Source organism: Caldifarcimen microaerophilum (genome assembly GCF_055387105.1).
In genome coordinates this window covers 123,741-148,540 of the sequence record NZ_AP038914.1, presented here as the reverse complement: position 1 = coordinate 148,540, position 24,800 = coordinate 123,741, and the positions used below count along the sequence as shown (strand labels likewise).

Below are 24,800 nucleotides of genomic sequence, written 5' to 3'. Positions count from 1 at the left end.
AATCATTTCCTCTCCCTTCGATAGCCCATCAACACGCCCCACCAGATCAGCACACCCAGCCACGCAGGCAGGCTCCACGGGAACGCGGCGTGAAACCCCAGGGTGGCAAGAAAGGCAAAGGCCAGCCCCACCAGGGCGTCCCCGGCGATGATCCCGGAAGCATAGAGCACCTCCTGTCCCGTCCCCCGGGACAGGAGAGAACCGAAAAAGATGGGGAGAGAAAGTTCCAGGGGGAGATAAAGCCCCACCGCAACCGGAAGTGAGGCGATGCCCAGAAGCTCGAACACCAGAGCGATCACAGCCCCGATGCCGATGAGCGTCCAGGGTAGTCCTCCCTGAAAGACCCCCTCCACCACCAGACGCATCAGGGTGGCCTGGGGGGCGGGAAGGGCACGGGATCCAATGCCGTACGTCTCGTGCAAAAGCAGCACCACCCACCCAATGGCGAGGGCGGAAACCAGCACCCCGAGCAGTTCGGCCATCTGCTGCACCCGGGGGGTCGCCCCCACGAGAAAGCCCGTCTTGAGATCCTGCGCCGTATCCCCGGCCACCGCCGCCGCGATACACACCACCGCCCCCACCGTGAGGGCCATCAGCATGCCGGATGGACCGGACTGGCCCATCTGCACCAGGAGAAGGGAGATCAGGACCAGAGTGGCGATCGTCATCCCGGACACCGGGTTGGAGGAGCTCCCCACCAGCCCCGTGATGCGCCCCGACACCCCGGCAAAGAGAAGACCGAACAGAAGGGTGGCCACCACGGCCACGGGATGCAGGCCAAACCCCAGAAGACCCAGGGCAAGCAGGAACAGTCCCCCCAGAACCCAGCGGCCGGATAGCCCTCCCGCAAGCAGGTGATCCCGGCGAACGAAAAGAGCCCGGAGCGCCTGAAGAAACGCCACCACACCCCCGGCCAGAACCGCCCCCGCGCCGATATACCGGATGGTGGAACTCCAGAGGGCATAGGCTTCGTCGGCCGAAGCAAGCCCCTGTTCCCGGAGGAAAAGGATCAGAGGAAGGAGCACCCCCCATCCAAGCACGCCCCCGGCGAACACCCAGGACGCAATCTTTCTCCCGAGAATGAGGCCCACACCGCCCAGAGCCGGTGTGAGATCCATGGCAACATAGGTGAAGGAGGGAAACAATACGCCCGGGATGCTCCGGAAGAGACCCCCCTGCAACAGCGTTTTGAAAAAGGCCGCCACCCCCATCCCGATGAACACAAAGCGGGCCTCTTCACGGCTTCTCTCGGGTGCCTGGAGCACTTCCGCACAGGCCGTCCCTTCAGGGTAGGGGAGAACACCGTGCTCTTCCTCGATCAGCTGTTTGCGAAAAAAGGCAAAGCCCAGGATGCCCAGCACGCCCCCGATGGCGGAAAGCAGGAAAATTCGGATCACTCCGGCGGGAAGGTTGAGAAGAAGCAGAGCCGGAATGGTGAACACCACCCCGGCCGCGAGAGACTCACCCGCCGAGGTGATGGTCTGGGCGATGTTGTTTTCCAGCACGCTGCCCGTGCGAAACAGCCCCCGCAGAATGGCCATGGAAACCACCGCCGCAGGAATGGAAGCCGAGACCGTCATTCCGGCCTTCAAACCGAGATAGGCATTGGCGGCGCCAAACACCACCGCCATGACAAGCCCCAGCACCCATCCCCCTGGACGTCGCTCTTCAGGCTTCATCGTTCTCTTCCTCCATCCATACACCCGCGGCATATCCCACCACATAGCCCTCATACACGCCCGTGACCTCTGCGGAATTCGTGTGGGCCAGCACGTCAAAGATGTGAGACCCCCGGGCTTCCAGCATCCGCTTGAACAGCGCAATGGGAATTCCCCCGCAGGCCATCACATCCCCGGCGAGAAGGCTCTCCAGAAAGGTGTGGGCGTCCATCTGATCCACCGCACGCAGGGTTTCCTGGTCCATCCGCTGGGCCTCTTCCACGCTGTATCCATGGTAGAGATCGGAACTCACCACCACAACCCACGTGTCCACAAGGGGTGCCAGCACATGGGCAAGGTCATCCAGGTCTTCGTGCATCAGGGTGCCCACCACCAGGGGAAGAAGGGGTGGAAGGGCCTCGCCATAAAGCACCTGGAGGAACGGGATCTGGACCTCCACAGAGTGTTCCCGAAGGTGAGGCACTTCACTGCGGACAAACAGAAAGGTTTCTCGCTGGAGATCCTCGAGCACTTCAGTGGGAAGGGCAAGGGTGCCCAAAGGGGTTTCATATTGATCGGCTTCCGGGGCAGCCACCCCGCGAAAAGGCACAAAATGGCTGGGGCCCAGAAGGAGGATCCCTTCCGGCTCCGGGACCGAGGTGGCCAGGGTTTTGTGGGCAAGGGCAGCCACTGCACCGCTGAACCTATAGCCCGCATGGGGGGAAAGCACGCCCACGAGATCCGGAATCTCCGGTGCCTCCACCCGGGCAAGGAGTTCCTCAACTGTCCGCCGGAGTTCTCCGGGATGGGCGGGATAAAACTGGCCTGCCACCGCGGGACGGTGGATCCGGGTCATGGCTCTCGGATGATAGAAAAATCAAATTCCACCTTGGGCTGTCGCTCAAGGAGAGACCGCAGAACTTCCTCCGGCGTTTTCCCCTCATACAGGACGGCATGAACCGCATGGGTGAGGGGTGCCCGGATGTTGTGCTTCAGGCTCAGACGATAGGCGGCTTCCGTGGTCTTCACCCCCTCGGCCACCATGGTCATGCCCGAAAGGATCCGGTCCAGCGGAGCCCCCTCCCCCAGGGCCTCACCCACATGGCGGTTCCGGGAATGGCGGGAAAATGCCGTGACAATCAGGTCTCCCATGCCGGACAAACCGGCGAAGGTCATGGGTTCGGCCCCCAGACGAAGGCCGAACTGCACCATCTCGTGAAGGGCCCGGGTGAGAAGGGCGCTTTTGGCGTTGATGCCCAGCCCCATGCCGTCCACCATGCCGGCCGCAATGGCCATCACGTTTTTGAGGGCCCCGCCAAGTTCCACCCCCACCACGTCTTTCTGCACATACACCCGGAACCATTCCCCGTGGAACAGGGCCTGGGTCTCCCAGGCATAGGCCTCGTCTATGGAAGCCATGACCACGGATGTGGGCACTTCTTCCACCACCTCCCGGGCAATGGAGGGACCCGACAGCACGGCAATGGAAACCGGACCCAGTTCTTCCTCAAGCACCTGGGACATCCGCTTACCCGTTTCGATTTCCAGGCCCTTCGTCGCCGAAATCACCCGGCGCGGAAACCGGAAGGAGGCCACCCGCGCGGCCACGTCACGGAGGGCATGGCTGGGAACCACAAAGAGCACGTAATCTCCTTCTTCCACACAGGCAAGATCGGTGGTGATCTCCACGGATTCGGGGAGATAGGCTCCGGGAAGTCGTCGCGGATCTTCCCGTCGGGTGCGGAGGAGCTCCGCTTTCTCTTCGGAGCGGGTCCACAGGGTAACCCGGTGCCCATTCCGGTGAAGGAGGATGGACAGGGTGATCCCCCAGGCCCCGCCGCCCAGGACCACGATGTGCTTTTCCATCAGTATTTCACCACGCTCAGGGTTTGGGTCCAGGTTCGGAGCACCTGGACCTGCTCATACCGGTAATTCCAGGGCATGCCTCGTGCCCGCGGATAGGTCAGTGTGATTTCCAGAACAAACCGATGAGGTCCTTCTTCGCGCCCCAGCCAGGCTTCCGGAGGAAGGGTGAGGGAGACCACACGGACCGCGGGAATGCTCCAGAGTGAAGGGGCGGTGTCCGGCGCTTCGGCAGCCACCACATACACCCGACCGTCCGGGAACCGGGCCGCTGCGGAAAGAACCCGGACATGATTGTGGATGTTCAAAACATACAGTTTCCACTCGGCAGGATTCCGGTCCCCCGCGTTCACAACCGGAGCTGAGCCCACCACGACCCACCCCGGTCCCCAGAACCGGGGAAGCATGAGATACCCTCCAGCGATCAGCACCCATACCAGCAAACGCATCCTACCCCTCTCCGGCGGGTGTGATTGTACACCGGAGAACAGGACAGTTCAACCTCTCGCATTGCCTCATTTAAAATCTACACGAAAAGACATGGTTGCCTCACGAAAGAATCCACATGAAATCTCCCGTACCCTTCTTTCACCCCCTGCGTTTCCGCACGGAAACGCAGGGGGGCCCGTAAAAATCAATCTTTGCCTGCTTTTCGGGGGTCCCCATGAAATTCTGCCAGGAATTTCATGGGGTGAGCGTATAGAATCCTCGACGAATTCTGTTCCCTCACCGGCTACAACCGCGCCTACGCCTCTTTCCTCCTCCGAAATGCCCGAAAAACCGTCACCTTCCATACCCCCAACGGCCCTCGCATCCGCGTCGTCGCTGATCCCAACATCAAAATCCAGCGAAAACGCAAACCCATCTACGGCGAAGACATTCGGGAAGCCCTCGTTGCTCTATGGACCATCCTGGACTTCCCGTGCAGCCTTCACCCCGTGCTGTTTCCTCAAGGAAACACCACGGGGACCCCCTTACTTTCGGGGTCCCCACGAAATCTCCAAGAGATTTCGTGGGGTGATCCTGCCCGTCCTGGGAAACACCTCAAACACCAGATCCCCATTCGAACCTTCGCCGACTGGAACGAAGCCGAACCCGGCTTCATCGAAATCGACCTGGTGGGGCATGATGGAGGAAGTGCAAAGGGCGATTTTGCCCTGACTTTAGTGGCAACAGACGTCCATACCGGCTGGACGGAGATGCACCCTGTGAAAAACCGCGCCCGGGTATGGACCCATCAAGCGCTGAAAATTCTCGTGGAGCGATTTCCTTTCCCCATCAAGGGCATTGACTGCGACAATGACAGTTCCTTCATCAACCATCATCTTATGACCTGGTGCAGGGAGAAGGGGATCACCTTCACCCGATCCCGGCCCTATGAGAAAAACGACAACTGCTATGTGGAACAGAAGAACGGCCATGTGGCGCGGAGACTGGTGGGTCATTTCCGGTATGACACGCCCCAGGCACTGGAGGTGCTGGAGGAGGTGGAGCGGTTGTATTCCATTTTCGTCAACTTTTTCAAACCGACGATGAAGCTGGTGGAAAAGACGTGGAGAAGACTTGGACTTGCTAAAATCGTGTCGCGAATTTTACGGGGTCCCCACGGAATTCCAAAGGAATTCCGTGGGGTGAAAGGAATCCGAGGGTACCGGAGGAGGTGAAGGAGAAACTTCGGGAGCGATTTGCTTAGCTGGGTGTGGTTCAATTAAGGAAACGGATTCTCTCACTACAGGAACGTCTTTTCTCCCTTGCGACCCCTCCAGAGCCTGCGGAGGAAGATCTCCATGTGTTGGGATAGATTTTCTCATGAGGCAACGACTTGGGTTCGAATAGATTTTCTCGTGAGGCAATACGCCTCTGAAGGTTCGGTTGTGAGATCGTAAACTAAAATCAGTCGGACACGCGGGAAGAAACAGGAGGAGGACCATGAGCCGGATGGTGGAACGTCCCGATATTCCTGAACCCGAACCCGTTCAGCTCCCGGCGCGGGAAAGCGCCGTGATCGTTGTGGATATGCAGAACGATTTTGTGAAGGAAGGCGGGAAACTCGTCGTTCCCACCGCGAAAGACACCATCCCCGCCATTCAGAAACTCCTTGAAAAAGCCCGCGCAAGCGGGGCCCACGTGTTGTTCACCCAGGACACCCATTTCGAAGGCGATCCGGAATGGGAAATCTGGGGAGAACACTGCCGAAAAGGCACCTGGGGCTGGGAAATCGTGGAAGAACTGGCGCCCCTTCCAAACGAACGGGTGTTTGAAAAACTCCGGTACGACGGTTTCTACGGCACAGCCCTGGACCACGAACTTCACCTTCGGGGCGTGAAACACGTGGTGGTGGTGGGAACGGTGGCCAATATCTGCGTGCTCCACACCGCGGGAAGCGCCGCCCTCCGGTATTACAACGTCGTGGTCCCCGTGGACGGAATCTCGGCCCTCACCGAATTTGACATGCAGGCCGCACTGCGTCAGATCACCTTTCTGTATCGCGGGCGCCTGACCACCGTGGAGGATCTCACCTTCACCGGGTGACGTTGATACACCCGGCACGGGTCTTTAGAATATCCACAAACGCCCGAAGGAGGGAAGGATGGATATTTATCGGGAATGGATTCTGGAACATTACAAAAATCCCCAGAATTTCGGGGAAGACCTCCCCGACGCCACCCACTCGTTCGAGGACGGGAACCCTTCCTGTGGGGATCACCTCGCCGTGCAGCTCAAAATCCAGAACGACCACATCGAAGACATCCGGTTCAAGGGTCAGGGGTGTGCCATCTCCGTTGCGTCCGCCTCCATTCTGTCCGAGCACGTGAAAGGAAAAAGCCTGGAGGAGGTGAAAAACCTCTCCAAAGACGAATTCCTGAAGCTTCTGGGGATTCCCCTCTCCCCCATCCGCCTGAAGTGTGCCCTTCTGTCCTTCAAGGTCCTGAAGGCCGCCCTCTATGGCCTGGATCGCGCACGTGTTGAGGTGGGAGAATGAACGTCGAAGCCCTTCGCAACGATTTTCCCATTCTGAATCGAGAGGTCAACGGAAAACCTCTCGTGTATCTGGACAACGCCGCCACCACCCAGCGCCCCCGGCAGGTGATCGAAGCGATGGACCGGTTTTACAGAACCTACAACGCCAACGTTCACCGAAGCCCCCACACCCTGAGCTTTGAAGCCACCGAAGCCTACGAACAGGTCCACCGTGCTGTCGCCCGGTTCATCCACGCCCGCTCCTGGCGGGAAATCGTGTTTGTCCGGAACGCCACCGAAGCCCTGAATCTTGTGGCGTACGGATGGGCCCTTCACAATCTGAAAGAAGGCGATGAGATCCTCACCACCGTATCGGAACACCACTCCAATCTGGTGCCCTGGCAGTTTGTGGCAAGGGTGACCGGCGCACAGGTGAAATACGTTCCCGTGGACGATGAAGGGCGGTGGACGCCGGACGATGTACGCAAACTTCTGACATCCCGCACCCGGCTCGTTGCCCTGGGGCATGTCTCCAATATCACGGGAATCGTCCATCCGGTGAAAGAAGCCGCGCTTCTTGCGAAGGAAGCGGGGGCCCTGGTGGTGGTGGACGGAGCCCAGGCGGTTCCCCACCTTCCGGTGGATGTGCAGGACCTGGGGGTGGATGTGTACGTGGCCTCGGGGCACAAAATGCTGGGTCCGACGGGCATCGGTTTTCTGTGGGCACGGGAGGATCTCCTGGGGGCCATGGAGCCCTTCCTGTATGGCGGGGACATGATCTCGGAAGTCACGCTGGAAGGGGCGAAGTGGAACGAACTTCCCTGGAAGTTTGAAGCCGGAACTCCCAACATCGCGGGCGGGATCGGTCTGGCTGCGGCCGTGGAATACCTTGAATCCGTGGGCATGGAGGCCATCCTTGCCCATGAGGTGGAGCTCACCCGCTATGCCCTGGAACGCCTTCAGGAAATTCCCGGTGTGATCCTGTATGGTCCTCAAACGGCTGACCGCCGGGTGGGGGTGATCACCTTTAACCTGGAAGGCGTGCATCCCCATGATGTGGCCTATATTCTGGATCAGGAGGGGATTGCCATCCGGTCGGGCCATCACTGCGCCCAGCCCCTCCTCACCCGGCTGGCTGCCGGAAACACTGCCCGGGCAAGTTTTTATCTGTATAACACCCGGGAGGAGATTGACCGTTTTGTCGCGGCCCTTCTGAAAGCCGCCCAGGTGCTCCGGTAGGAGGGTGCCATGAGCAAATACATTGTCGGAATTGACATCGGTGGAACCAGCACCAAAGGGGTTCTTCTTTCCCTTTCGGGGAAGGTGGAGGACAGCGTGATCACCACCGGTCTCAATTATCAGCTGGTTCCCCAGGAATACGTCGTGCACACCGTGCTCTATGTGTTGGAATTCCTCTCCCGGAGCGGCCAGGAGATCCAGGCCGTGGGGGTGGGTGTGGCGGGACTCTATCGGGATGAGGAACGGGAAAGCCTCCGAAACGCCCTCAAAGAGCACCTCACCGACATCGGACATATCGTGGTGACGAGTGACCTGGAAACGGCAGCGTATGCCGCCCTCCTGGGACGACCGGGCATCGTGGTGGTGGGAGGCACGGGGATGATCGCTTATGGCCAGGATGCCCTGGGCAACAAAGTCCGGCGGGGAGGCTACGGTTTTCTCCTTGGCGACGAAGGAAGCGGGTTCTGGCTGGGCCTTCAGGGACTCATGGCCGCCATCAAGGCCTTTGAGGGACGGGGACCGGCCACCCAGCTCGTGGAAAAGATTCTGGAGAAGACGGCCATGGAGGATTTCGTGGAGGCCATTCCCTATTTCTATGCCGATCCCCAGAAGCGGATTGCGGATCTTGCGCCCCTGGTGCTGGATGCAGCCATGGCTCAGGATACGGTGGCGGATCGTATCGTGGAAGAAGGAACCGACGAGATCGCCCGGCTCGTGGAATCCACGTACCGGGAGTTGCAGCTTCCCGAGGATTTCACGGTCAAGATGTCCGGGGGGATTTTTCAGAATACCTACTATTTCCACCGCACCCGGCAGGCCATTCAGAAGCAGTTCCCCAGAGCGCGGGTGGAGCACTCCGTGGCCACACCCGCCTATGGGGCAGCGCTCATTGCCATGAAAGACCTCCTTTCGGTGCTCTGATCCGCCGATGGAATCCACACCGGCCCCCATCCTTGACCGGGAGGCACTGCGGGATCTCGTTCGCACGTGGAAAGCGCAGGGTCAGGTGGTGGTGTTCACCAACGGGTGCTTTGACCTCCTCCACCCCGGCCATCTTCACGTGATCCGCGAGGCGGCCCGGCTGGGAGACCGGCTGATCGTGGCCCTCAACACGGATGCTTCGGTGGCTCGCCTGAAAGGTCCCCGTCGTCCCCTTCTTCCCCTGGAGGTCCGGGCCGAACTTGTGGCTGCCCTCCGGTGGGTGGACGCGGTCACCTGGTTTGACGAAGATACCCCGGAAAATCTGATCCGTATGCTCACCCCCGATGTTCTGGTGAAGGGGGGGGATTATCGGCCGGAAGACGTGGTGGGGCGTCCCTGGGTGGAGTCCCACGGGGGGCGGGTGGAACTCGTTCCACTCCGGGAGGGCTGGAGCACAACCCTTTTGATCCGGGAACGCCTGAAACGAAGGATCTGCCATGAAGGTGCATGAGCTGAAACGCCGGGTTGAGGCAGGGGATCGCCTGATCGTCCCCCGCATCCTTTCCCGCATTGAAAATGATCCGGAGTTCCGGGAACGCCTTCTTCAGGAAGTTCTTGCCGAAACGGGGAAAGCTCACCGGATTGGCATCACCGGGCCCCCGGGAGCCGGAAAGTCCACCCTCACCAATCTCCTCGCCCTGGCCTTCGCCGAACAGGGCCACCGGGTGGGGGTGCTTGCCGTGGACCCCACGAGCCCCTTCACGGGGGGGGCCCTTCTGGGGGATCGCATCCGGATGACGGAAGCGGGGATGCACCCGCAGGTGTATATCCGGAGCATGGCCACCCGGGGAAGTCTGGGTGGGCTTTCCCGGGCCACGGTGATCGCCGCCGATTTCCTGGACGCCATGGGGTTTGACGTGATTCTTACGGAAACGGTGGGGGTGGGTCAGATCGAACTGGACGTGCTGGAGGCTTCCGACACGGTGGTGGTGGTGCTGGTTCCCGAATCGGGTGATGGAATCCAGGCGATGAAGGCGGGGCTGATGGAGATCGCGGACATCATCGTGGTGAACAAAGCCGATCGGGAAGGCGCCCGGAGGCTTGTTCGGGAAATCGAAACCGCGCTCCGGATGGGCGAAGCCCTCACCTCCACCAAGGCCGGGCATGACCGGGTGGACCTCCCTCCGGATCTTGAGGCAAGCCCATGGGAGGTCCCGGTTCTCACCACGGTTGCCGTGCGCAAAGAGGGCCTGGACGACGTCCTGGAAGCCATTGCACGACATCGGGAATACCTGGAATCCACGGGAATTCGATCCCGACGGCGGGAGGAGCGGATCTGGTCCACCTTCCGCAACGTGATCCAGGAACATCTCTGGGAGGAATTTCTCTCGCGGGTGGGGGGAGAAACGCGTCTTCGTTCTGATCTGTTTCAGGCGCTTGAACGGCACAACCTTCGGGATTTTCTGGAGGAGGTTCTATGGAAACCCACATCGTAATCTTTGAAGATGCGACCTTTGAGGCCTTCTGGCCCATCACGGCCACCCGTCCCCTCTGGTCCCTGCGGGTGGGCATGCTCCGGATTTTTGAGAAATGGGAACGGAGTCTCCGGGTTTCGCTCTCCTTCTATTCCACCCGCAGGACGGTTCTTGCCAGTTTTCTTCGCCGAACCCGCAACACCCGGGAGGTTGCGCCCGGGACCCGGGGCATCTGGATCAACGCCGCCCTTCTTCCTCCCGAAACAAGCGAAGTGGAGCTTCTCCTTGAAAACTTCGCGCCCGGTGACCGGCTGGTGGACGACCGGGGGCGCCTGATGATGGGCTATCTGGAGTATGAGGATTTTCTCCGGGCGTTCATGGACGGCGCAGACGGCCACCCTCTCCCGGAGGGCTTTCATGTCCTCCGGGGCTGGGGGGACGTGTTTCGTTTCCACCGGGAGCAGTTCTTTTTTGACGATATGCGGCTGGAACTCCCCCGGGACCTCCAGGGGGAATTTCAGCACACCCCCACCGTGCTGGGGGACGCCCTCCACATGGCTCCCGGCGCGCGTATCGAAGGTCCCGTTGTGCTGGATTCTCGCAACGGCCCCATCCACATCGAGGAACACGTGCGAATCGAGCCCTTTGTGGTCCTGGAAGGACCGGTGTATATCGGCGCCCACAGCGTGATCCGGTCCCACAGTCACCTCAAAGACACGTCCATCGGCAGCACCTCGAAGGTGGGTGGAGAAATCCACGCCTCCATCTTTCAGGAATTCTCCAACAAACAGCATGCCGGATTCTTAGGGAACTCCTATGTGGGATCCTGGGTGAACATCGGGGCCGGGGCCACCACGAGCAACCTCAAGAACACCTATGGACCTGTGCGGCTGCATCTTCCCTCCGGAGAGGTGAACACGGAAACGGCGTTCCTGGGCAGTGTTTTCGGGGATCACAGCAAGATAGGCATCCAGGCGGCCCTTTCCACAGGAACCACCATCGGGGTGGGGGCGGTGTATGCCCGGACCACCTTTTCGCCGAAAATGGTGCCTTCCTTTGTGCTCCTCACCGATGACCGGTGCGAGGTGTTTGGCCTGGACAAGGCCCTGGAGGTGGCCCGACGGATGATGAGCCGGCGGAACGTGATCCTCACCGAGGAAGAAGAGCGGGTCCTGCGGAAGGTGTTTGAGAACGAAGCCCCACTTCGGGATGCGTTCCTGGAGGTCCACCGGTGATCGCCGGCGTGATCGGCCTTCCCTTTTCCGGAAAAACGTCCCTGGTTCGCGCCCTGTCGGGGCTGGAACGCTCCCCCGTCACCGTCTTTCTGGAAGACGAACGGCTCCTTGCCCTGGCCCAGGTGGTGAAGGCGAGAAAAATCACGGGGTATCCCCTGGAGCTTGTGGATTACGACGGATTCGGCAAGGCGTTCCGGGAAGACCGGATCGGTCAGATCCTCACGGAGATCTCTGGCTTTGACCTTTTGATTCATGTGGTGGGTGCGTTTTCCGGGGGGTCGGTGGACGCGTTGATGGACCGCCTGCTCCTTGCCGACCTTGAGCGGGTGGAGCGTCAGATGGATCGGGTGGAAAAAGAAGTGCGGAGCCGCCATGCGCCCGAACACCGTCTCTCGGCCTTTCAGAAGGCCCGGGAGGCGCTGGAGAAGGGCACCCCCCTGTCAGAAGTGCCCTTCACCGATCCGGAGCGGCGCGAACTCCTGGGATATGGCTTTGTCACCCTGCTGCCTCAAATCATCGTCTGGAACCGTGGAGAAGAAGGTCCACCTCCGCCTGAGGATCTGGACCTTCCGGTGGTGGAGACGGTGCTGCCCGTGGAGGAAGAACTCCGGGACCTTCCTCCTGAGGAGGCCGAAGAACTGCGGGAAGCCTATGGGCTCCGTTCTCTCCGGGAGACCCTTCTGGAAGCCCTGCTCCAGGCGACACGCCGCATCCGGTTTTACACCGGAAACGAGAAAGAAGCCCGGCTCTGGCTGATTCCGGAAGGTGCACCGGCCGTGGAGGCCGCCCGGGCCATCCATACCGACCTGGCCCGGGGTTTCGTCCGGGCGGACGTGATTCCGGTGGAGGATTTTATCCGCCTCCCCGAAGAGGAGCGCAAAAAGCACTATCGCCGGGTGGGGAAAGACTGGCCCATGGTGGACGGGCTGTATGTGATCGTCTATTCCACCCGGTAATCCGTCACCCGTATCTTCCCGCTCCCCTCCTCGCCTTCAAACACCCATTCCACCGGGAGGTCGTACCCCCTTTCACGGGTCCACCGGAGGATCCGGATCCGGAGGCGTCCGGGGATTTCGAGGTGGGTGGGGAGGGGGGAGCCGTGGACGGAGAGGGTGCCGGCGGGTGTGCAGATCTGGTGAGTGCCGCAGAAGGAGGGGTGGATGAGGCTCAGGAGGGCCTGGAGTTCGGAAGGGGCTTCCGCCACCGTTCCCTGAAAGCTTCGGGAGAAGCCCAGGATGCCTTTGGCAAGGAAGGCAACGCTGTCGGGATCGTATCGCAGAAGAAAGTCTCCCCGATGGACAGCGGTTTGCGTCTGAAGGGTGATGTCTCCCCTGAACAACGCCTGTTCCGGAAGGTGGGGCCATCGCCCCGGTGATCCGGTTCCGGGCGGGACCGTTCTGCAGGCGAAGAGGACGAAGAACCCGAGGAGAAGGAGATTTCGTTTCATGAAATGAAAGATACGCATTGCGCGTGAGACCTTCAACCGCGCACCCGGGAAAGGAGCACGGTTCCGATCACGATGGCGAAGATCGCAAGCCACCGCCGGGCCCGAAAGGCCTCGGAAAACCACGCCCGGGCCCAGAAATAGGCCAGCACAGGGCTCAGGGACGAAAGGGGAACCACGAGATACAGGGGCGCGTGCCGGATGGCCGTGAGATAGAGCCAGAGTCCCCCCACGTCGTTCAGGATTCCGGAAAGGGCGGCCAGGATCCGGCCCTCCCATGTCCGGAGAGGGAACCGGAAGAGGAGGGGGGAAAGGAGGACGGTGGCGATGGTACTCCGGTAAAAAAGAAGCGTGTAAATATCCATCCGGACCACCAGCGCCTTGAACAGCGCACTTCCCATCCCCCAGAGGAAGCTGGTGGCCAGGGCAAAGAGAAGACCGGCCACGGTCATGGACCGACGGGCGCCCGATTCCTCACGGGATTCCTGCTGAAACAGGACCATCCCCAGAAGGATCAGCAAGACCCCCACCCAGGCGAGGGGCGGAGGGACGATCCCCCAGATCAGGATTTCGAACCCGATGGCAAAAAGGGCAAAACTGTTCACCAGGGGATGGGCAATGGAAATGGGAAGACGTTCCAGGGCAAGGATATAGAAAAGCCAGGCAAACACCGGTCCGGCAAGGGCTGCCCCCGTGAGAAGAAGCCAGGTCATGGGATCATTGGGGACCGAGCCCTTCCACAGCACATACGGCAGCAGCACCACGGCGATGCTCGCAATCCGGAACGCATGGATGCCCACCGGGTGCTCCCTTCGCAGCGCCCGCGCAAGGAGCACCGGGTTCAGGGACCAGACCGCGGAGGCAAGCAGGGAAAGCAGGACAACCATAGGAAGGGAAAGATACAGGATGGAGGGGGAACGTTCTTCTCAGAGCCAGCCTTTCCCCGGAAGTAGAGAACCATGCCTGTTGCCACGAGAACCATAAGAAGAAGCACCGCCGGATAACCCCATTTCCAGTAGAGCTCTGGCATGTAGCGGAAGTTCATCCCATAAACTCCTGTAATAAAGGTGATGGGCATGAATACGGTGGCAATGATGGTCAGCACGCGCATAATTTCATTCGTTCGGGTGCTGATGCTGGAAAAGTACATATCCAGAAGCCCTCCCACCGTATCCCGCAACGAATCCAGAGCGTCCATGACGCGAAGACCGTGATCATAGACGTCCTGAAAATAAATCTTCACGTCGTTCAACCGGGGGAACTCCCCCCGTGAAATGGAGGCAAGAGCATTGCAGAGCGGCCAGATGGACTTCCTCAACTCATGGAGGTCTTTTCGTAAACCGTGAAGGTCGGAAACCACATCAGAACCGGGGGCTGTGAGAAAATATGCTCCTCGAAGGGTTCACTCTTCTCTTCAAGTTTTTCAAGCACCATGAACTCATAATCCACAACGGTGTCCATCAGGACATAGAGCAGATCTTCCAGAAGGCGTCGGCGGATCAGTCCCCGTGCTTGCCGGATGCGCCCTCTTACGGATTCAAACTTGCTTCTCTCGCTTTCTCGAAAGGTGAGGAGCACATGATCCATCAGGATAAAACTCACCTGCTCGGACGAAACCTCGTCGGTTGTCTCATCGAAATCGTGGACGTGCAGGACGAAAAAAAGTATTGATCGTGATCCTCAATTTTGGGGCGCTGGTGTACATTTGCGATGTCCTCAAGAACAAGGGGGTGAATGTTGAAGATGCGCCCCAGGTGCTCCAGGACGTCAACGCGATAGAGACCCACCACATCCACCCAGGTGAACCCTGGTGTCCTGACCAGAGCAGGGATTTTGTCAGGATCTGCGGTCTCTCCCTCCTGGACATGATCCGTGTCATAGCGCATCCACCGGATCTTGAAATCCTGATCGTGTTCTCCCGTATACACCAGACTACCTGGAGGGAGAAAAGCTTTGCGAGCGAGTCGCCTTTTTCGTCGTCTCCGTGCCATCGTTTCGCCCAGAGCGATTGTATGGAGATCATGAAGGACGTTCAGGGGATGGCGTGGCATTTGATGCCAATTCATTCGTGGGGCACTATGTGTATCGCGCAAACTTGGGCGGTGGCGAAGTGGTAAGTTGAAAAATTGCCGCGTTATCCTGTACCATTAAATACCGCACGGGAGGAAAATCAGGAATGGCGCTGGTTCGCACACCGGAAGGGAAGGAGTATGTGGTCCAGCCGGGACAAACCCTGCTGGACGTGCTGCCCCCGGATCGCCGGTATCTGGTGGCCCGCACTGCGGATGGGATGCTGTGGGACCTCTTTCGCCCGGTGGAAGACGATGCCCAGGTGTTTGAGGTTCTGACCTTTGAGGATCCGCAGGGCCGGGAGGTCTACTGGCACTCCACCGCCCACATTCTGGCCGAGGCGGTGAAGGAACTCTTCCCGCAGGCCAAACTCACCATCGGACCTCCTATCGAAGAGGGATTTTATTACGATTTTGATATGGGCGACTACACCTTCACTCCGGAGGACCTGGAGGCCATCGAGGCCCGGATGAAGGAGATCGTGGCCCGGGACGAAAAGGTCTTCCGGAAGGTCCTGACCAAAGAAGAAGCCCGGAAACTGTTTGAAGAACTCAACGAACCGTATAAGCTGGAAATTCTTGAGGAGATTGAAGGCGACACGGTGACGGTGTATGGCCAGGGGAAGTTTCTTGATCTCTGCCGGGGTCCCCATGTGCCAAGCACCGGGTACATCGGCGCGCTGAAGGTCCTTTCGGCGTCCTCGGCGTACTGGCGGGGAGAGGAAGGCAACCCGGTCCTTCAACGGATCTACGGGGTTTCCTTCCCCACGGAGGAGGAACTCCAGGACTTCCTGGCCCGGAGGGAGGAGGCCCTGCGTCGAGACCACCGGAAACTGGGAAGGGAACTGGAACTCTTCACCTTCAGTGAAGAAGTGGGGCCGGGCCTTCCCATCTGGCTTCCCCGGGGGGCAGCCATCCGGCGGGTGATCGAGGATCTGTGGCGCAGAGAGCATGACGCCCGGGGGTACCAGATCGTTTATACCCCCCATGTGGGACGATCCCTTCTGTGGGAGACGTCCGGTCACCTCAAGGCGTATCGGGAAAACATGTTTCCGGAAATGAAACTTTCGGAGCACGAATCGTATTTTGTCAAGCCCATGAACTGCCCCTTCCACATCCAGATCTACAAACACCGGGCCCGCAGTTATCGGGATCTTCCTCTTCGCCTTGCGGAAATCGGCACCGTTTACCGGTATGAGCGTTCTGGGGTGCTCCACGGACTCCTGAGGGTTCGGGGGTTCACCCAGGATGATGCCCACATCTTCTGCACGCCGGATCAGGCGAAGGAAGAAGTTCAGGGCGTGGTCCGTTTTGCCTTTGATCTCCTGCGCATGTTCGGATTTGATACGTTTGAGATCTATCTGTCCACCCGCCCGGAGAAATACGTGGGGAGCCTCGAGATGTGGGATCACGCCACCCGGGCCCTTGCGGAGGCGCTGGAGGAGATGGACCTTGAATACGCGGTGGATGAAGGGGGTGGCGCGTTTTATGGGCCCAAGATCGACATCATCCTCCGGGATGCCATCGGGCGGCGGTGGCAGCTGTCCACGGTTCAGTTTGATTTCAACCTCCCGGAGCGTTTCCAGCTGACCTATCGGGGGCCGGATGGAGGCGAACACCGTCCCTATATGATCCACCGGGCGCTGTTTGGTTCCTTTGAGCGGTTCCTGGGTGTGCTGATCGAACATTACGCCGGGAACTTTCCCTTCTGGCTTGCTCCGATCCAGGTGATGATTCTCCCCATCACCGATGCCCAGAACGCGTATGCCCGTACGATTGCCGAGCGGCTGAAGGAGGCAGGGATCCGGGTGGAGGTGGACGACCGGAACGAGCGGGTGGGATACAAGATCCGGGAAGCGGAGAGCAGGAAGATCCCCGTCATGTTCGTGGTGGGCAAGCGGGAAATGGCCGACGGGAAGGTGGCCGTTCGCCTTCACGGGGACGGGGATCAGGGAGCTTTTCCGGTGGACGAAATTCTTTCGAGGCTTGTGAAAGCCAATCATCCGGGTGAAACCCTTGTTCTTTCGGAAACAACCAACCAGGAGGTGCACCATCGCTGACCTGAGGTATCGGGTGAATTATCAAATCCGTGTTCCGCGGGTTCGGGTGATCGGTCCCGACGGGAAACCCCTTGGGGTGATGCCCACCCGCGAAGCCATCCGTATGGCCGAGGAAATGGGGCTGGATCTCGTGGAAGTGGCGCCCAATGAACGCCCCCCTGTGGCGCGGATTCTGGACTATGGGAAGTTTATGTATCAGGAAAAGAAACGACGCAGAGAGGCGAGGAAAAAGGCCGATTCAGCGAAGCTCCACGCAGGCGAGGTCAAAGAACTGAGTTTCTCGGCCACCATTGAAGAGCATGATCTCGGTGTGAAAACCCGCCGGGCCCGGGAGTTTCTGGAGAAGGGGTACAAGGTCCGGGTTCGGATCTATTATCGGGGGAGGACCATCGCCCACGCGGAGGTAGGACGCCAGGCACTGGATCGGATGCTCGAGGCCCTGGAGGATGTGGGCGAGGTGGAACAGCCTCCCCGTCTGGAGGGGCGGAACCTCATCACCGTGATCCGTCCGCTTTCATCGAAAAAACGGGCCATGAAGAAAGCTGTCGAAGAAAACAAGGAGGAAGATCATGCCCAAGGTTAAGACCAAACGCTCCGCCGCCAAACGGTTCAAAATCACCGGAGGGGGCAAGATTCGCCGCTTCAAAGCGGGGAACAGTCATCTGAAAACCAAAAAGCCCAGCAAGCGGATTCGGCGTCTCCGGAAGCCTGCACTGGTCTCTGCTGCGGATGAAAAACGCGTGCGCGCCCTTTTGCCCAACGGGTGAAGGGCGGATGAACATCAAACCTGAGGAGGTGGGGGATGGCTGAACGCAAACCCCCGACGTTCCAGGAAGCCCTGGTGGGGCTTCTCAAACGAATCTATACCCACATGGCCTCCAAGGAGGACATGGACGCCCTCAAAAACGAACTTGCGTCCGTAGCCTCAGGCGTGGAGCACCTTTCGGAGGACATTCAGAAAATCGCCATGTCTCTGGAGCATCTGGTGCCTGAACTCCGGGAGGCTGTGGAAAAGATCGGTTCAGCCGGAGCAGCCGGTGGGGGGGAAGATTTTCCGTCCCTGGCCAGCGCAGGGCTCGCGGATGCCGACGTGGGGGCCGTCGGTGGTGTGGGGATTCCTGTCGGCGGGGAGATGGATACGGTGCTCCAGAAGCTGGACGAGATTCTCCTGAAGATCGAAGGGGCAGGTGCAGGCGGGGGAGCTGTTGGGATGCCGGGGGATGTGGAAAGCCGGATCGAAGACGCCTTGAAAAAGGCGTTCGACCCCATTATTTCTCGCCTGCAGAGTGTGGTTCGGCGGGGGAAGGCCCTGGAGACCGCGGCGGTGGACATTGCTGAACTCCGGGGGACGACCCGAACCCTGACCCGCCTGGTGTGGATACTCTGGCTTCTTACGGTGCTCAATTTTCTGGGCATCCTGGGACTTTTGCTTGAGCGTATGGGGTTCATTTCGCTCACCCTGCCCTGAGAGGGTGAGCACGAGGTGATCCTCACCCTTTTGCTGGTGGGGGACCCGGCGGTTCTTCCACCGGAGAGTCTTGAAGTTCTTTGGGGCACATGGCAGCTTCCCGACCCGGTGTGGGTCCAGGAAGCTGCCCCTGAAGACCTTGCCCGCTTTCCCCTTTTCTCGGACTCAGATGTGCGGGCCATTCTTCAGGCGCGCCGGGCAGGTTCCTTTCGTTCCTGGGAGGATTTTTTCCGGCGCACCGGCCTGTCTCCGGACCTTCGGCCCTTCCTTGACTCCTGGCTTCTTCTCAAGCCCAGAGACAACCTCTTTTTCCGGGTTCTCGCATCCACCACCACACGCCCCCGTGTGAGCGGAAAAGTCTCCGGACGCACCTGGTCTTTCTGGTCGCAGTTGCGCATGGCGGACACGTCTTATCGCTGGGTTTTTTCCTCCCGCTGGTTTCATGCGGGGACGTTCCGCCCGATCACCGGATGGGCGGGTCCTTTTCCTCGCTCCCTGTGGTCCCGCCTCCGCATGCCGGAGGAAGAGCCTGAGCATCCCCGCATGGATTCCGTCGTTCGGGTGTGGCTCCATCCGGGATGGAGGGACTGGCGGTGGGATCTTGTCTGGCCAGACTCTCTGATCGGCGTGGGGTTCAGAAGACACTTCTGGATCTGGTATGCCCCCCATCAGGAAAACGTCTGGGCCGGTGTTCGTGCGGGATTCCTGGGCGTGGAACTTTTCCCGGAGACAACCGGGTCCCATACCCTTGCCCTGGTGGGGCTGTATCCCGGACAGGCCCTCCGGTGGATCTGGCGGTGGTCTCCCCTGCGTGAGGAGCACGAAACCCGGCTGTCCCTGCGATTTCCTTCCTGGGGGATCCGTCTTCAGTGGGTGGGCACGCCGGAAGATGTCTCCCTTCGGGGCTACGTCTCCATCCGGACAGAGCATCTGAGGGGGTATGGGGGGCTCTGGGAAGGCGGCGGCTGGATCCGCCTGGTCCAGTCCCCGTGGTCCTGGAAATGGGGGGTGAGTGAAGGGGTCCATCGGGTGGAGGTTCGATATTCCCGGTCCTGGGGATTTCTCCGGGCGGGCATGGCGAGTGAATCCACCCACCTCTGGTGGATGCACGCCTCCGTTCCGGTGTCGTCTGGTTATGGGGAATTTGGGGTTCGCAGAAGCTGGGGGGACTGGCAGATCCTTTTGCGGGGACTCGGGGTGGCCGGTCCTTCTCCGGTGGTCGAACTTGGAGGGGAAGTGCGCTGGCACGGACACGTCTCCTGGTGATTGGAAGAAAACCGCCCCGGTATCTGAACGATCAGGGCAGGGCTCTCTCCGTGGACCGGGGCCGCCTCCTCCTTCCCCCGGGGAGTCTTGCGGAGGGCATCGTCACGCTCACCGGACAGATCCGGGTTCAGAAGAGGGTGTTCACCCCTCCTGCCCGGTGGTCGTGGGCCCGATACGCGGGCCCCATTCTCCGATTCCTTCGCCACCTTCCCGCAGAGGCGGGGCCTGAGGTCCTTCCCCTGTTCTGGGATCGGTGGCCCCGGTTAAAGTCCGGGGAAGAATTCGCGGAATTCTGGCTGGACCTTCTTCAGGTTCTGGGGCACCCCCTTCCCTCCTGTCGCCTCTGCGGACAGAGCATGGCAAACGGCGGAGACCCCGTGCGCTGGATCTGCACGTCCTGCGGCGGGAAGGAATCCTTTTTCACCGTTCTATCGGCGTTTATCGAGCGGGAATTCGGGCTGACGCTGCCCTTCCCGCCCTCCGGTCAGGATTCATAAACATAGAATCCCCGTCCCGTCTTTCTCCCCAGGTGTCCGGCCGCCACCATCCGGCGAAGAAGGGGGCAGGGACGGAATTTGGGATCCCCGAGATCCCGATAGAGGACTTCGAGAATAAAGAGCACCACGTCCAGCCCGATGAGGTCGGCAAGGGCCAGGGGACCCATGGGATGGTTGGCCCCGAGTTTCATCACCGTATCAATGGCGTCCCGATCCGCCACCCCTTCCATCAGGGCAAAGCAGGCCTCGTTGATCATGGGCATGAGGATCCGGTTGGCCACGAAGCCGGGATAGTCGTTCACCACCGCAGGCACTTTTTCAAGCTTCTGGGCGAGTTGCACCACGGCCTCCACCACGTCGTCCGCCGTCACATGGCCCCGAACCACCTCCACGAGTTTCATCACCGGGACGGGGTTCATGAAGTGCATACCGATCACCTTCTCAGGTCGGGACGTGACAGCTCCCAGCTCGGTGATGGAAATGGAGGACGTGTTGGACGAAAGGACCACCTCGGGACGCGTGAGCTCGTCCAGCCTGCGGAAAACGTCCTTTTTGACCTCTTTGTTTTCCACCACCGCTTCCACCACGAAGTCCACGTCCTGGAGTTCTTCCAGGCGGGTGGCCGTCCGGATACGGGCGAGGGCTTCGCGTTTGGCTTCTTCTGTGAGGATGCCTTTGTTCACCTGACGGCTCATGTTTTTTTCAATCGTGCCCAGGGCTTTCTGGAGCACATCTTCCGAAACATCCACAAGAATCACATCAAACCCATGCTGGGCAAACACATGGGCAATCCCGTTGCCCATGGTGCCGGCACCGATCACCCCCACGGTCCGGATGGATTCCACGTTCATCGTGCACCTCCAAGGTTTTGAAGCCATCGGATTCGTTCCCGGGGAGAGGAGGAGCGATAGACAAAACTCCCCGCCACCAGAACGTCCACCCCCGCCTCCACCGCGATGGGCGCGGTCTCCTCCTGAATGCCACCGTCAATGGAAATCCGGAAGGACAGATTCTTTTGTTTGCGGAGTTCCACAAGATGTCTGATCTTTGGGAGAACCTCCGGGATGAATTTCTGCCCCGCAAACCCCGGATGGACACTCATGACCAGCACGAGGTCCGCTTCTTCGAGATAAGGCTCCACCGCCGAAACGGGGGTTTCCGGGTTGAGGGCGATGCCCGGCGAAGCGCCGAGTTCCCGGATGCGCCGGAGGGTTTCGGGAAAGGGCGCCTGGCTTTCCACGTGCACGGTGACCAGGTCACTCCCGGCCTGGATGAACGCTTCCAGATACCGGTGGGGGTGGGTCATCATGAGGTGGGTGTCCAGCACCTGGTCCGTGTGGGTGCGAATCGCTTTCACCACAAGGGGACCAAAGGTCAGATTGGGAACAAAGTGCGCGTCCATCACATCCAGATGGAGCCAGGGTGCGTCACGACTGGCCTCGATAAGATCCCGCAGACAGGAGAAGTCCGCGGCGATGATGGAAGGAGAAACGATCATCCGGTGCGGGTCAGGGATTCTCGTTGTTTTCGTGTGTGTGGACAGATGTCCGGCTTTTGTTCTCCACGAAGGGTTCGGTCTCCCGCGGCTTCACATCCTCTTCCCAGGTGATGATGCTGTGATAGAACACCTGGTCGCCATCGTCCAGTCCCCGGGTGATTTCGGTGATGTGCATGCTCTGAGCCCGAAAGGCCTGGGATGCGTATTCCACGGCCTTTTCAGGAAGGGATTGCTCGCCGCAGGTATAGATGTCCAGGGCGGCGTACCCGACTTCGGGCCAGGTGTGCACGGACAGGTGAGACTCGGAGATCACCACCACACCGGACACGCCGTTCGGCGGAAACCGATGGAAGGACACCGCCCACACCTGGGTGTTGGCCCGCTCCGCAGCCTCGGTCATAATATCCTGGACCCGGGCGACGTTTCCGATCACCTCGGGATCGCATCCCGAAAGTTCCACCACATAATGTTCCCCTCGGGTGGGATGTTTGAGTGCCATGGCCTTCCTCCTTTGACTGAGATGGTGTTAAAGTGTATCCTTTCCGGGGGGGTCTGTCAAATCCGGGCTTGACAAAACTCGAAAAACGGTGCACCCTATGTCCGAACCGGGAGGTGCTCCCATGTTCTTGCTTTCCGTTGTTCTCCTCGCCGGGGTTTCCCCCAGCGAGCTGGATCTCAAGATCTCCCGGGAAATCCGGGAGCATCAGGAACATCCCCTGGAAGTTCGTTCCACCCACCAGCAGAATCTCTCCCACCTTTCCCGAAACCGCAAAGGCAACATCCCCGGGATGAGCGAAACCTTTCTGGATGCAAAATTCTTTGATCCACCCCTTTCCACCGCACCGGACCGGGTCCCCGAAGGAACCCGGTTCATTCACCGCACGGCCAAGGATTCTCCCTGGGTTTTCCTGGGGCCCTCCCCCGCGACCGGGGAATACTGGTCCGATGGAACCGTGAGCGGACGGGTGTCCTGGGTGCTTCCCCATCCGACCGATCCCCAGACCGCCTATATTGCCTCTGCAGGTGGAGGGGTGTGGAAAACCACAGATGGCGGAACCACCTGGGTTCCCCTCACCGATCACCTCCCCGTCCTCACTGGGGGTGCGCTGGCCTTTGACCCCACCGACCCGAACATTCTGTATTACGGAACGGGCGAATTTCATAACTGCTGGGACTGCGGATACGGCGACGGTCTCTTCCGGTCGCCGGACGGTGGGCTCACCTGGGTGAAGATCGCCTCCAGTTTGAAGGTGGGCAAGTATATTGCGCGGATCGTGATCCCGTCGCAACGTCCCTCCTGGATCTATGTGGCCAACCGAACGGGGCTTGCCTTTTCACCGGACAGCGGGACAACCTGGAACTGGCGCCGTTCCGGACCCACCACGGACGTTCTGGTCCATCCCCTTCACCCCGACACCGTTCTGGCTGCCGACCGTGAGGGTGGGGTGTTTCGCTCCACGGACGGTGGAAACACCTGGACGCAGATCCCGTCCCTGCCCTCCTCCGGCTATTATCGGGCGCAACTCGCCTTTGCCCCTTCCAATCCTGACGTGATGTATGCAAGCTTTGGCTCTTCCTTCGATTACACGTTGCTCGGTCTCTATATCTCCACGGACGCCGGTGTGACCTGGGATCTCGTGGACGGTGCTCCGGATTATCTCGGAGGCCAGGGCTTCTACAATCACACCCTGGCCGTGGATCCCGCCGATCCCTTCACCGTGTACGCCGGAGGGGTGTTCCCCTACGATCCCTCCACGTTTGGACTCGTCCGGATCACGGTGACGGATGCCGGAGGAGGCGATTTTCAGGCCGGAAGCTATGTGGATCTCACGGATCGGGGCTCGAACGGACGGCTCCACCCCGACATCCATCACATCGCCTTTGGTCCCGACACCACCCTGTGGGTGGCCACCGATGGCGGTGTGTGGAAAAGCACCGATCGGGGCAATTCCTGGATCAACCTGAACGGAACCCTGGCCCTCACCCAGTTCTACACCCTCAGCGTTCACCCCACAAGCCCCGACCTTGTGGTGGGGGGGACCCAGGACAACGGGACCATGATCCGGTATAACCACCCGGAATGGCGGGTGTATGCCTCGGGGGATGGAGGTCCCACCACCTGGACCCTTCAGGGAGGCCAGGACCGGTTTTTCAAAACCTACATTCGGATGTGGTATCTCACCCGTTATCGCCTGACGTCAGGTTATCCCAGTCCCACCTGGACCCAGGAAAGTGTACCGGAGCCCTGGCAAAGTGCGGGGGATGATGCGGACTGGGCCAACGGGGTTCTGGAGAACGTGGGAGATTCCCTGCTTTTTGTGGGCACCGAGCGGGTGTGGATGTCCACGGATATCGGCGCGTCCTGGACGTCCATCAGCGGGACCCTCTCCCCGGGCGCCGTGATCCTCTCTCTGGCCGCGGCTTCGGGCGAGAGTCTGTATGTCGGTCTTTCCGATGGAAGCGTGTTCTTCACCCCGGATCAGGGGTTCACCTGGGAGAACCGCAGTCCTGTCCTGAGCCGGAATTATGAGCGCATCAACGATCTCGTGGTGAACCCTGCGGATGGGGGAGAGGTGTATGCCTGCGTGGGGTGGTGGTTCCCCAACGCGTCCGGCCCCCGGGTGCTTCACACCCCCGATGGGGGCGCAACCTGGACGGATGTGTCCGGTGACCTTCCCGGCACGCTGGACTGCCTGTCCATGGCGGTGGATTTCTCTGCGGGGGTGGTGTATGTGGGCACGGAACAGGGGGTGTTCTCCACGGAGGATGGGGGGACCACGTGGACGAAACTCGGGTCCCTCAACGCCCAGGTGTACGACATGGAGCTCCGGGGAGGCGAACTGGTGGTGGCGACCCATGGTCGGGGGATCTGGAAAGCCCCGGTCATCACGCCGGTTGCGGAAATCTCCCCGCAGCCGGAGCCCCGGGCCCTGTGGCTCGGCGATCGCCTTCTTCTGTCGGGCTTTCAGGGACGTGTCCGGTTTGAGGCCTTTGATGCCCAGGGGCGTCGCCGGTTGAGCCTCACCCGGAACCTTTCCAGAGAAACGCTTATCCCGCTATCCCTTTCTCCAGGGGTGTATATCCTCCGGGTCACCGGAGATGAAACAATGGTTCAAATGCCCGTGGTGGTTCTTGTTCGCTGACGA

At 60.2% G+C, this 24,800-nt stretch carries 27 protein-coding genes and 1 pseudogene; 16 read left to right on the top strand and 12 right to left on the bottom strand.

Translation table 11 applies throughout. The annotated features are described in order from the left end of the window. Positions 1–2: 2 nt before the first annotated feature. From AC6HU3_RS00720 to AC6HU3_RS00705, 4 genes are read right to left on the bottom strand one after another with little or no spacing between them, the layout of a single operon-like run. On the bottom strand, positions 3–1,679 hold the full coding sequence (locus tag AC6HU3_RS00720) for an OPT family oligopeptide transporter (RefSeq protein WP_497473894.1): 1,677 nt from the start codon (positions 1,677–1,679) through the stop codon (positions 3–5). Beyond that, positions 1,669–2,514, bottom strand: coding sequence for an AmmeMemoRadiSam system protein B (amrB, locus tag AC6HU3_RS00715; protein WP_497473893.1), 846 nt, complete (start codon positions 2,512–2,514; stop codon positions 1,669–1,671). The genes AC6HU3_RS00720 and amrB overlap by 11 nt, the downstream gene beginning before the upstream one ends. Next, a complete protein-coding gene (locus tag AC6HU3_RS00710; protein WP_497473892.1) occupies positions 2,511–3,524 on the bottom strand; it encodes an NAD(P)H-dependent glycerol-3-phosphate dehydrogenase in 1,014 nt (337 codons plus the stop codon). Before AC6HU3_RS00710 ends, amrB begins: the two co-directional genes overlap by 4 nt. Further along, entirely contained in the window at positions 3,524–3,970 is a 447-nt protein-coding gene (locus AC6HU3_RS00705; RefSeq protein ID WP_497473891.1) for a hypothetical protein, read from the bottom strand. The genes AC6HU3_RS00710 and AC6HU3_RS00705 overlap by 1 nt, the downstream gene beginning before the upstream one ends. 489 nt (positions 3,971–4,459) lie before the next feature. Here AC6HU3_RS00705 and AC6HU3_RS00700 point away from each other — a divergent pair, with 489 nt between their 5' ends. The 9 genes and pseudogenes from AC6HU3_RS00700 (at position 4,460) to AC6HU3_RS00660 (ending at position 12,308) form a co-directional block, all read left to right on the top strand. Then, positions 4,460–5,185 carry an integrase catalytic domain-containing protein gene (locus AC6HU3_RS00700; protein WP_497473890.1) on the top strand — a complete coding sequence of 242 codons (726 nt, stop codon included), beginning with the start codon at positions 4,460–4,462 and terminating at the stop codon, positions 5,183–5,185. A gap of 274 nt (positions 5,186–5,459) precedes the next feature. Further along, the gene (locus tag AC6HU3_RS00695; protein WP_497536323.1) at positions 5,460–6,053 is read left to right on the top strand and encodes a cysteine hydrolase family protein; all 594 of its coding nucleotides are present in this window, start codon (positions 5,460–5,462) and stop codon (positions 6,051–6,053) included. Between the two features lie 58 nt (positions 6,054–6,111). Further along, positions 6,112–6,504 (top strand): Fe-S cluster assembly sulfur transfer protein SufU, encoded by a 393-nt coding sequence (gene sufU / locus AC6HU3_RS00690; RefSeq protein ID WP_497473889.1) that lies wholly within the window; start codon positions 6,112–6,114, stop codon positions 6,502–6,504. Next, positions 6,501–7,721 (top strand): cysteine desulfurase, encoded by a 1,221-nt coding sequence (locus tag AC6HU3_RS00685; protein WP_497473888.1) that lies wholly within the window; start codon positions 6,501–6,503, stop codon positions 7,719–7,721. Before sufU ends, AC6HU3_RS00685 begins: the two co-directional genes overlap by 4 nt. A gap of 9 nt (positions 7,722–7,730) precedes the next feature. Then, complete coding sequence (locus AC6HU3_RS00680) at positions 7,731–8,642, top strand: BadF/BadG/BcrA/BcrD ATPase family protein (protein WP_497473887.1); 912 nt, start codon at positions 7,731–7,733, stop codon at positions 8,640–8,642. Between the two features lie 7 nt (positions 8,643–8,649). Continuing rightward, positions 8,650–9,153 (top strand): annotated as a pseudogene (rfaE2, locus tag AC6HU3_RS00675) (D-glycero-beta-D-manno-heptose 1-phosphate adenylyltransferase); the annotation flags it as partial. Then, positions 9,140–10,138, top strand: coding sequence for a methylmalonyl Co-A mutase-associated GTPase MeaB (meaB, locus tag AC6HU3_RS00670; RefSeq protein ID WP_497473886.1), 999 nt, complete (start codon positions 9,140–9,142; stop codon positions 10,136–10,138). The pseudogene rfaE2 and the gene meaB, both read left to right, overlap by 14 nt. Further along, entirely contained in the window at positions 10,120–11,352 is a 1,233-nt protein-coding gene (locus tag AC6HU3_RS00665) for a putative sugar nucleotidyl transferase (protein WP_497473885.1), read from the top strand. The genes meaB and AC6HU3_RS00665 overlap by 19 nt, the downstream gene beginning before the upstream one ends. Further along, positions 11,349–12,308: a DUF933 domain-containing protein gene (locus AC6HU3_RS00660; RefSeq protein WP_497473884.1), complete on the top strand. Its 960-nt coding sequence runs from the start codon at positions 11,349–11,351 to the stop codon at positions 12,306–12,308. Before AC6HU3_RS00665 ends, AC6HU3_RS00660 begins: the two co-directional genes overlap by 4 nt. Here AC6HU3_RS00660 and AC6HU3_RS00655 read toward each other — a convergent pair. From AC6HU3_RS00655 to AC6HU3_RS00635, 5 genes are read right to left on the bottom strand one after another with little or no spacing between them, the layout of a single operon-like run. Beyond that, positions 12,293–12,799, bottom strand: coding sequence for a hypothetical protein (locus AC6HU3_RS00655; RefSeq protein ID WP_497473883.1), 507 nt, complete (start codon positions 12,797–12,799; stop codon positions 12,293–12,295). The genes AC6HU3_RS00660 and AC6HU3_RS00655 overlap by 16 nt on opposite strands. A 32-nt stretch (positions 12,800–12,831) precedes the next feature. Continuing rightward, positions 12,832–13,683 carry a DMT family transporter gene (locus AC6HU3_RS00650; protein ID WP_497473882.1) on the bottom strand — a complete coding sequence of 284 codons (852 nt, stop codon included), beginning with the start codon at positions 13,681–13,683 and terminating at the stop codon, positions 12,832–12,834. After that, the gene (locus AC6HU3_RS00645; RefSeq protein ID WP_497473881.1) at positions 13,638–14,156 is read right to left on the bottom strand and encodes a CorA family divalent cation transporter; all 519 of its coding nucleotides are present in this window, start codon (positions 14,154–14,156) and stop codon (positions 13,638–13,640) included. The genes AC6HU3_RS00650 and AC6HU3_RS00645 overlap by 46 nt, the downstream gene beginning before the upstream one ends. Next, a complete protein-coding gene (locus AC6HU3_RS00640) occupies positions 14,111–14,398 on the bottom strand; it encodes a hypothetical protein (protein ID WP_497473880.1) in 288 nt (95 codons plus the stop codon). The genes AC6HU3_RS00645 and AC6HU3_RS00640 overlap by 46 nt, the downstream gene beginning before the upstream one ends. Then, complete coding sequence (locus tag AC6HU3_RS00635; protein WP_497473879.1) at positions 14,395–14,787, bottom strand: hypothetical protein; 393 nt, start codon at positions 14,785–14,787, stop codon at positions 14,395–14,397. The genes AC6HU3_RS00640 and AC6HU3_RS00635 overlap by 4 nt, the downstream gene beginning before the upstream one ends. Before the next feature lie 185 nt (positions 14,788–14,972). Here AC6HU3_RS00635 and thrS point away from each other — a divergent pair, with 185 nt between their 5' ends. The 6 genes from thrS to AC6HU3_RS00605 are packed head-to-tail and all read left to right on the top strand — an operon-like array spanning position 14,973 to position 20,156. After that, positions 14,973–16,925, top strand: a complete 1,953-nt coding sequence (gene thrS, locus AC6HU3_RS00630; RefSeq protein WP_497473878.1) for a threonine--tRNA ligase — start codon at positions 14,973–14,975, stop codon at positions 16,923–16,925. Positions 16,926–16,938: 13 nt separating this feature from the next. Beyond that, on the top strand, positions 16,939–17,508 hold the full coding sequence (gene infC, locus AC6HU3_RS00625) for a translation initiation factor IF-3 (protein ID WP_497473877.1): 570 nt from the start codon (positions 16,939–16,941) through the stop codon (positions 17,506–17,508). Continuing rightward, entirely contained in the window at positions 17,495–17,692 is a 198-nt protein-coding gene (gene rpmI / locus AC6HU3_RS00620) for a 50S ribosomal protein L35 (protein WP_497473876.1), read from the top strand. Before infC ends, rpmI begins: the two co-directional genes overlap by 14 nt. A 35-nt stretch (positions 17,693–17,727) precedes the next feature. After that, the gene (locus tag AC6HU3_RS00615) at positions 17,728–18,393 is read left to right on the top strand and encodes a hypothetical protein (RefSeq protein WP_497473875.1); all 666 of its coding nucleotides are present in this window, start codon (positions 17,728–17,730) and stop codon (positions 18,391–18,393) included. A 15-nt stretch (positions 18,394–18,408) separates the two neighbouring features. Further along, entirely contained in the window at positions 18,409–19,659 is a 1,251-nt protein-coding gene (locus tag AC6HU3_RS00610) for a ComEA family DNA-binding protein (protein WP_497473874.1), read from the top strand. Next, positions 19,656–20,156: a hypothetical protein gene (locus AC6HU3_RS00605; protein ID WP_497473873.1), complete on the top strand. Its 501-nt coding sequence runs from the start codon at positions 19,656–19,658 to the stop codon at positions 20,154–20,156. Before AC6HU3_RS00610 ends, AC6HU3_RS00605 begins: the two co-directional genes overlap by 4 nt. Here AC6HU3_RS00605 and AC6HU3_RS00600 read toward each other — a convergent pair. Genes AC6HU3_RS00600 through speD form a run of 3 tightly spaced genes read right to left on the bottom strand, consistent with a single transcriptional unit; the run spans position 20,144 to position 22,153 of the window. After that, a complete protein-coding gene (locus AC6HU3_RS00600; protein WP_497473872.1) occupies positions 20,144–21,007 on the bottom strand; it encodes a 3-hydroxybutyryl-CoA dehydrogenase in 864 nt (287 codons plus the stop codon). The two genes, AC6HU3_RS00605 and AC6HU3_RS00600, sit on opposite strands and share 13 nt — an antisense overlap. Further along, entirely contained in the window at positions 21,004–21,654 is a 651-nt protein-coding gene (gene rpe / locus AC6HU3_RS00595) for a ribulose-phosphate 3-epimerase (protein ID WP_497473871.1), read from the bottom strand. The genes AC6HU3_RS00600 and rpe overlap by 4 nt, the downstream gene beginning before the upstream one ends. A 10-nt stretch (positions 21,655–21,664) precedes the next feature. After that, entirely contained in the window at positions 21,665–22,153 is a 489-nt protein-coding gene (gene speD / locus AC6HU3_RS00590; RefSeq protein WP_497473870.1) for an adenosylmethionine decarboxylase, read from the bottom strand. A gap of 121 nt (positions 22,154–22,274) precedes the next feature. On the opposite strand from speD, the gene AC6HU3_RS00585 reads away from it, so the two are divergent. Continuing rightward, positions 22,275–24,797, top strand: coding sequence for a VPS10 domain-containing protein (locus AC6HU3_RS00585; protein WP_497473869.1), 2,523 nt, complete (start codon positions 22,275–22,277; stop codon positions 24,795–24,797). Positions 24,798–24,800 lie beyond the last annotated feature (3 nt).

Bases quoted from the DNA above. Each gene is read 5' to 3' on its own strand.
- amrB (WP_497473893.1), bottom strand. From the start codon at position 2,514: ATGACCCGGATCCACCGTCCCGCGGTGGCAGGCCAGTTTTATCCCGCC.
- AC6HU3_RS00710 (WP_497473892.1), bottom strand. From the start codon at position 3,524: ATGGAAAAGCACATCGTGGTCCTGGGCGGCGGGGCCTGGGGGATCACC.
- AC6HU3_RS00615 (WP_497473875.1), top strand. From the start codon at position 17,728: ATGGCTGAACGCAAACCCCCGACGTTCCAGGAAGCCCTGGTGGGGCTT.
- AC6HU3_RS00705 (WP_497473891.1), bottom strand. From the start codon at position 3,970: ATGCGTTTGCTGGTATGGGTGCTGATCGCTGGAGGGTATCTCATGCTT.
- meaB (WP_497473886.1), top strand. From the start codon at position 9,140: ATGAAGGTGCATGAGCTGAAACGCCGGGTTGAGGCAGGGGATCGCCTG.
- AC6HU3_RS00665 (WP_497473885.1), top strand. From the start codon at position 10,120: ATGGAAACCCACATCGTAATCTTTGAAGATGCGACCTTTGAGGCCTTC.
- AC6HU3_RS00695 (WP_497536323.1), top strand. From the start codon at position 5,460: ATGGTGGAACGTCCCGATATTCCTGAACCCGAACCCGTTCAGCTCCCG.
- AC6HU3_RS00685 (WP_497473888.1), top strand. From the start codon at position 6,501: ATGAACGTCGAAGCCCTTCGCAACGATTTTCCCATTCTGAATCGAGAG.
- AC6HU3_RS00655 (WP_497473883.1), bottom strand. From the start codon at position 12,799: ATGAAACGAAATCTCCTTCTCCTCGGGTTCTTCGTCCTCTTCGCCTGC.
- AC6HU3_RS00635 (WP_497473879.1), bottom strand. From the start codon at position 14,787: ATGGCACGGAGACGACGAAAAAGGCGACTCGCTCGCAAAGCTTTTCTC.
- AC6HU3_RS00600 (WP_497473872.1), bottom strand. From the start codon at position 21,007: ATGAACGTGGAATCCATCCGGACCGTGGGGGTGATCGGTGCCGGCACC.
- AC6HU3_RS00585 (WP_497473869.1), top strand. From the start codon at position 22,275: ATGTTCTTGCTTTCCGTTGTTCTCCTCGCCGGGGTTTCCCCCAGCGAG.
- AC6HU3_RS00680 (WP_497473887.1), top strand. From the start codon at position 7,731: ATGAGCAAATACATTGTCGGAATTGACATCGGTGGAACCAGCACCAAA.
- thrS (WP_497473878.1), top strand. From the start codon at position 14,973: ATGGCGCTGGTTCGCACACCGGAAGGGAAGGAGTATGTGGTCCAGCCG.
- AC6HU3_RS00720 (WP_497473894.1), bottom strand. From the start codon at position 1,679: ATGAAGCCTGAAGAGCGACGTCCAGGGGGATGGGTGCTGGGGCTTGTC.
- sufU (WP_497473889.1), top strand. From the start codon at position 6,112: ATGGATATTTATCGGGAATGGATTCTGGAACATTACAAAAATCCCCAG.
- rpmI (WP_497473876.1), top strand. From the start codon at position 17,495: ATGCCCAAGGTTAAGACCAAACGCTCCGCCGCCAAACGGTTCAAAATC.
- AC6HU3_RS00650 (WP_497473882.1), bottom strand. From the start codon at position 13,683: ATGGTTGTCCTGCTTTCCCTGCTTGCCTCCGCGGTCTGGTCCCTGAAC.
- speD (WP_497473870.1), bottom strand. From the start codon at position 22,153: ATGGCACTCAAACATCCCACCCGAGGGGAACATTATGTGGTGGAACTT.
- rpe (WP_497473871.1), bottom strand. From the start codon at position 21,654: ATGATCGTTTCTCCTTCCATCATCGCCGCGGACTTCTCCTGTCTGCGG.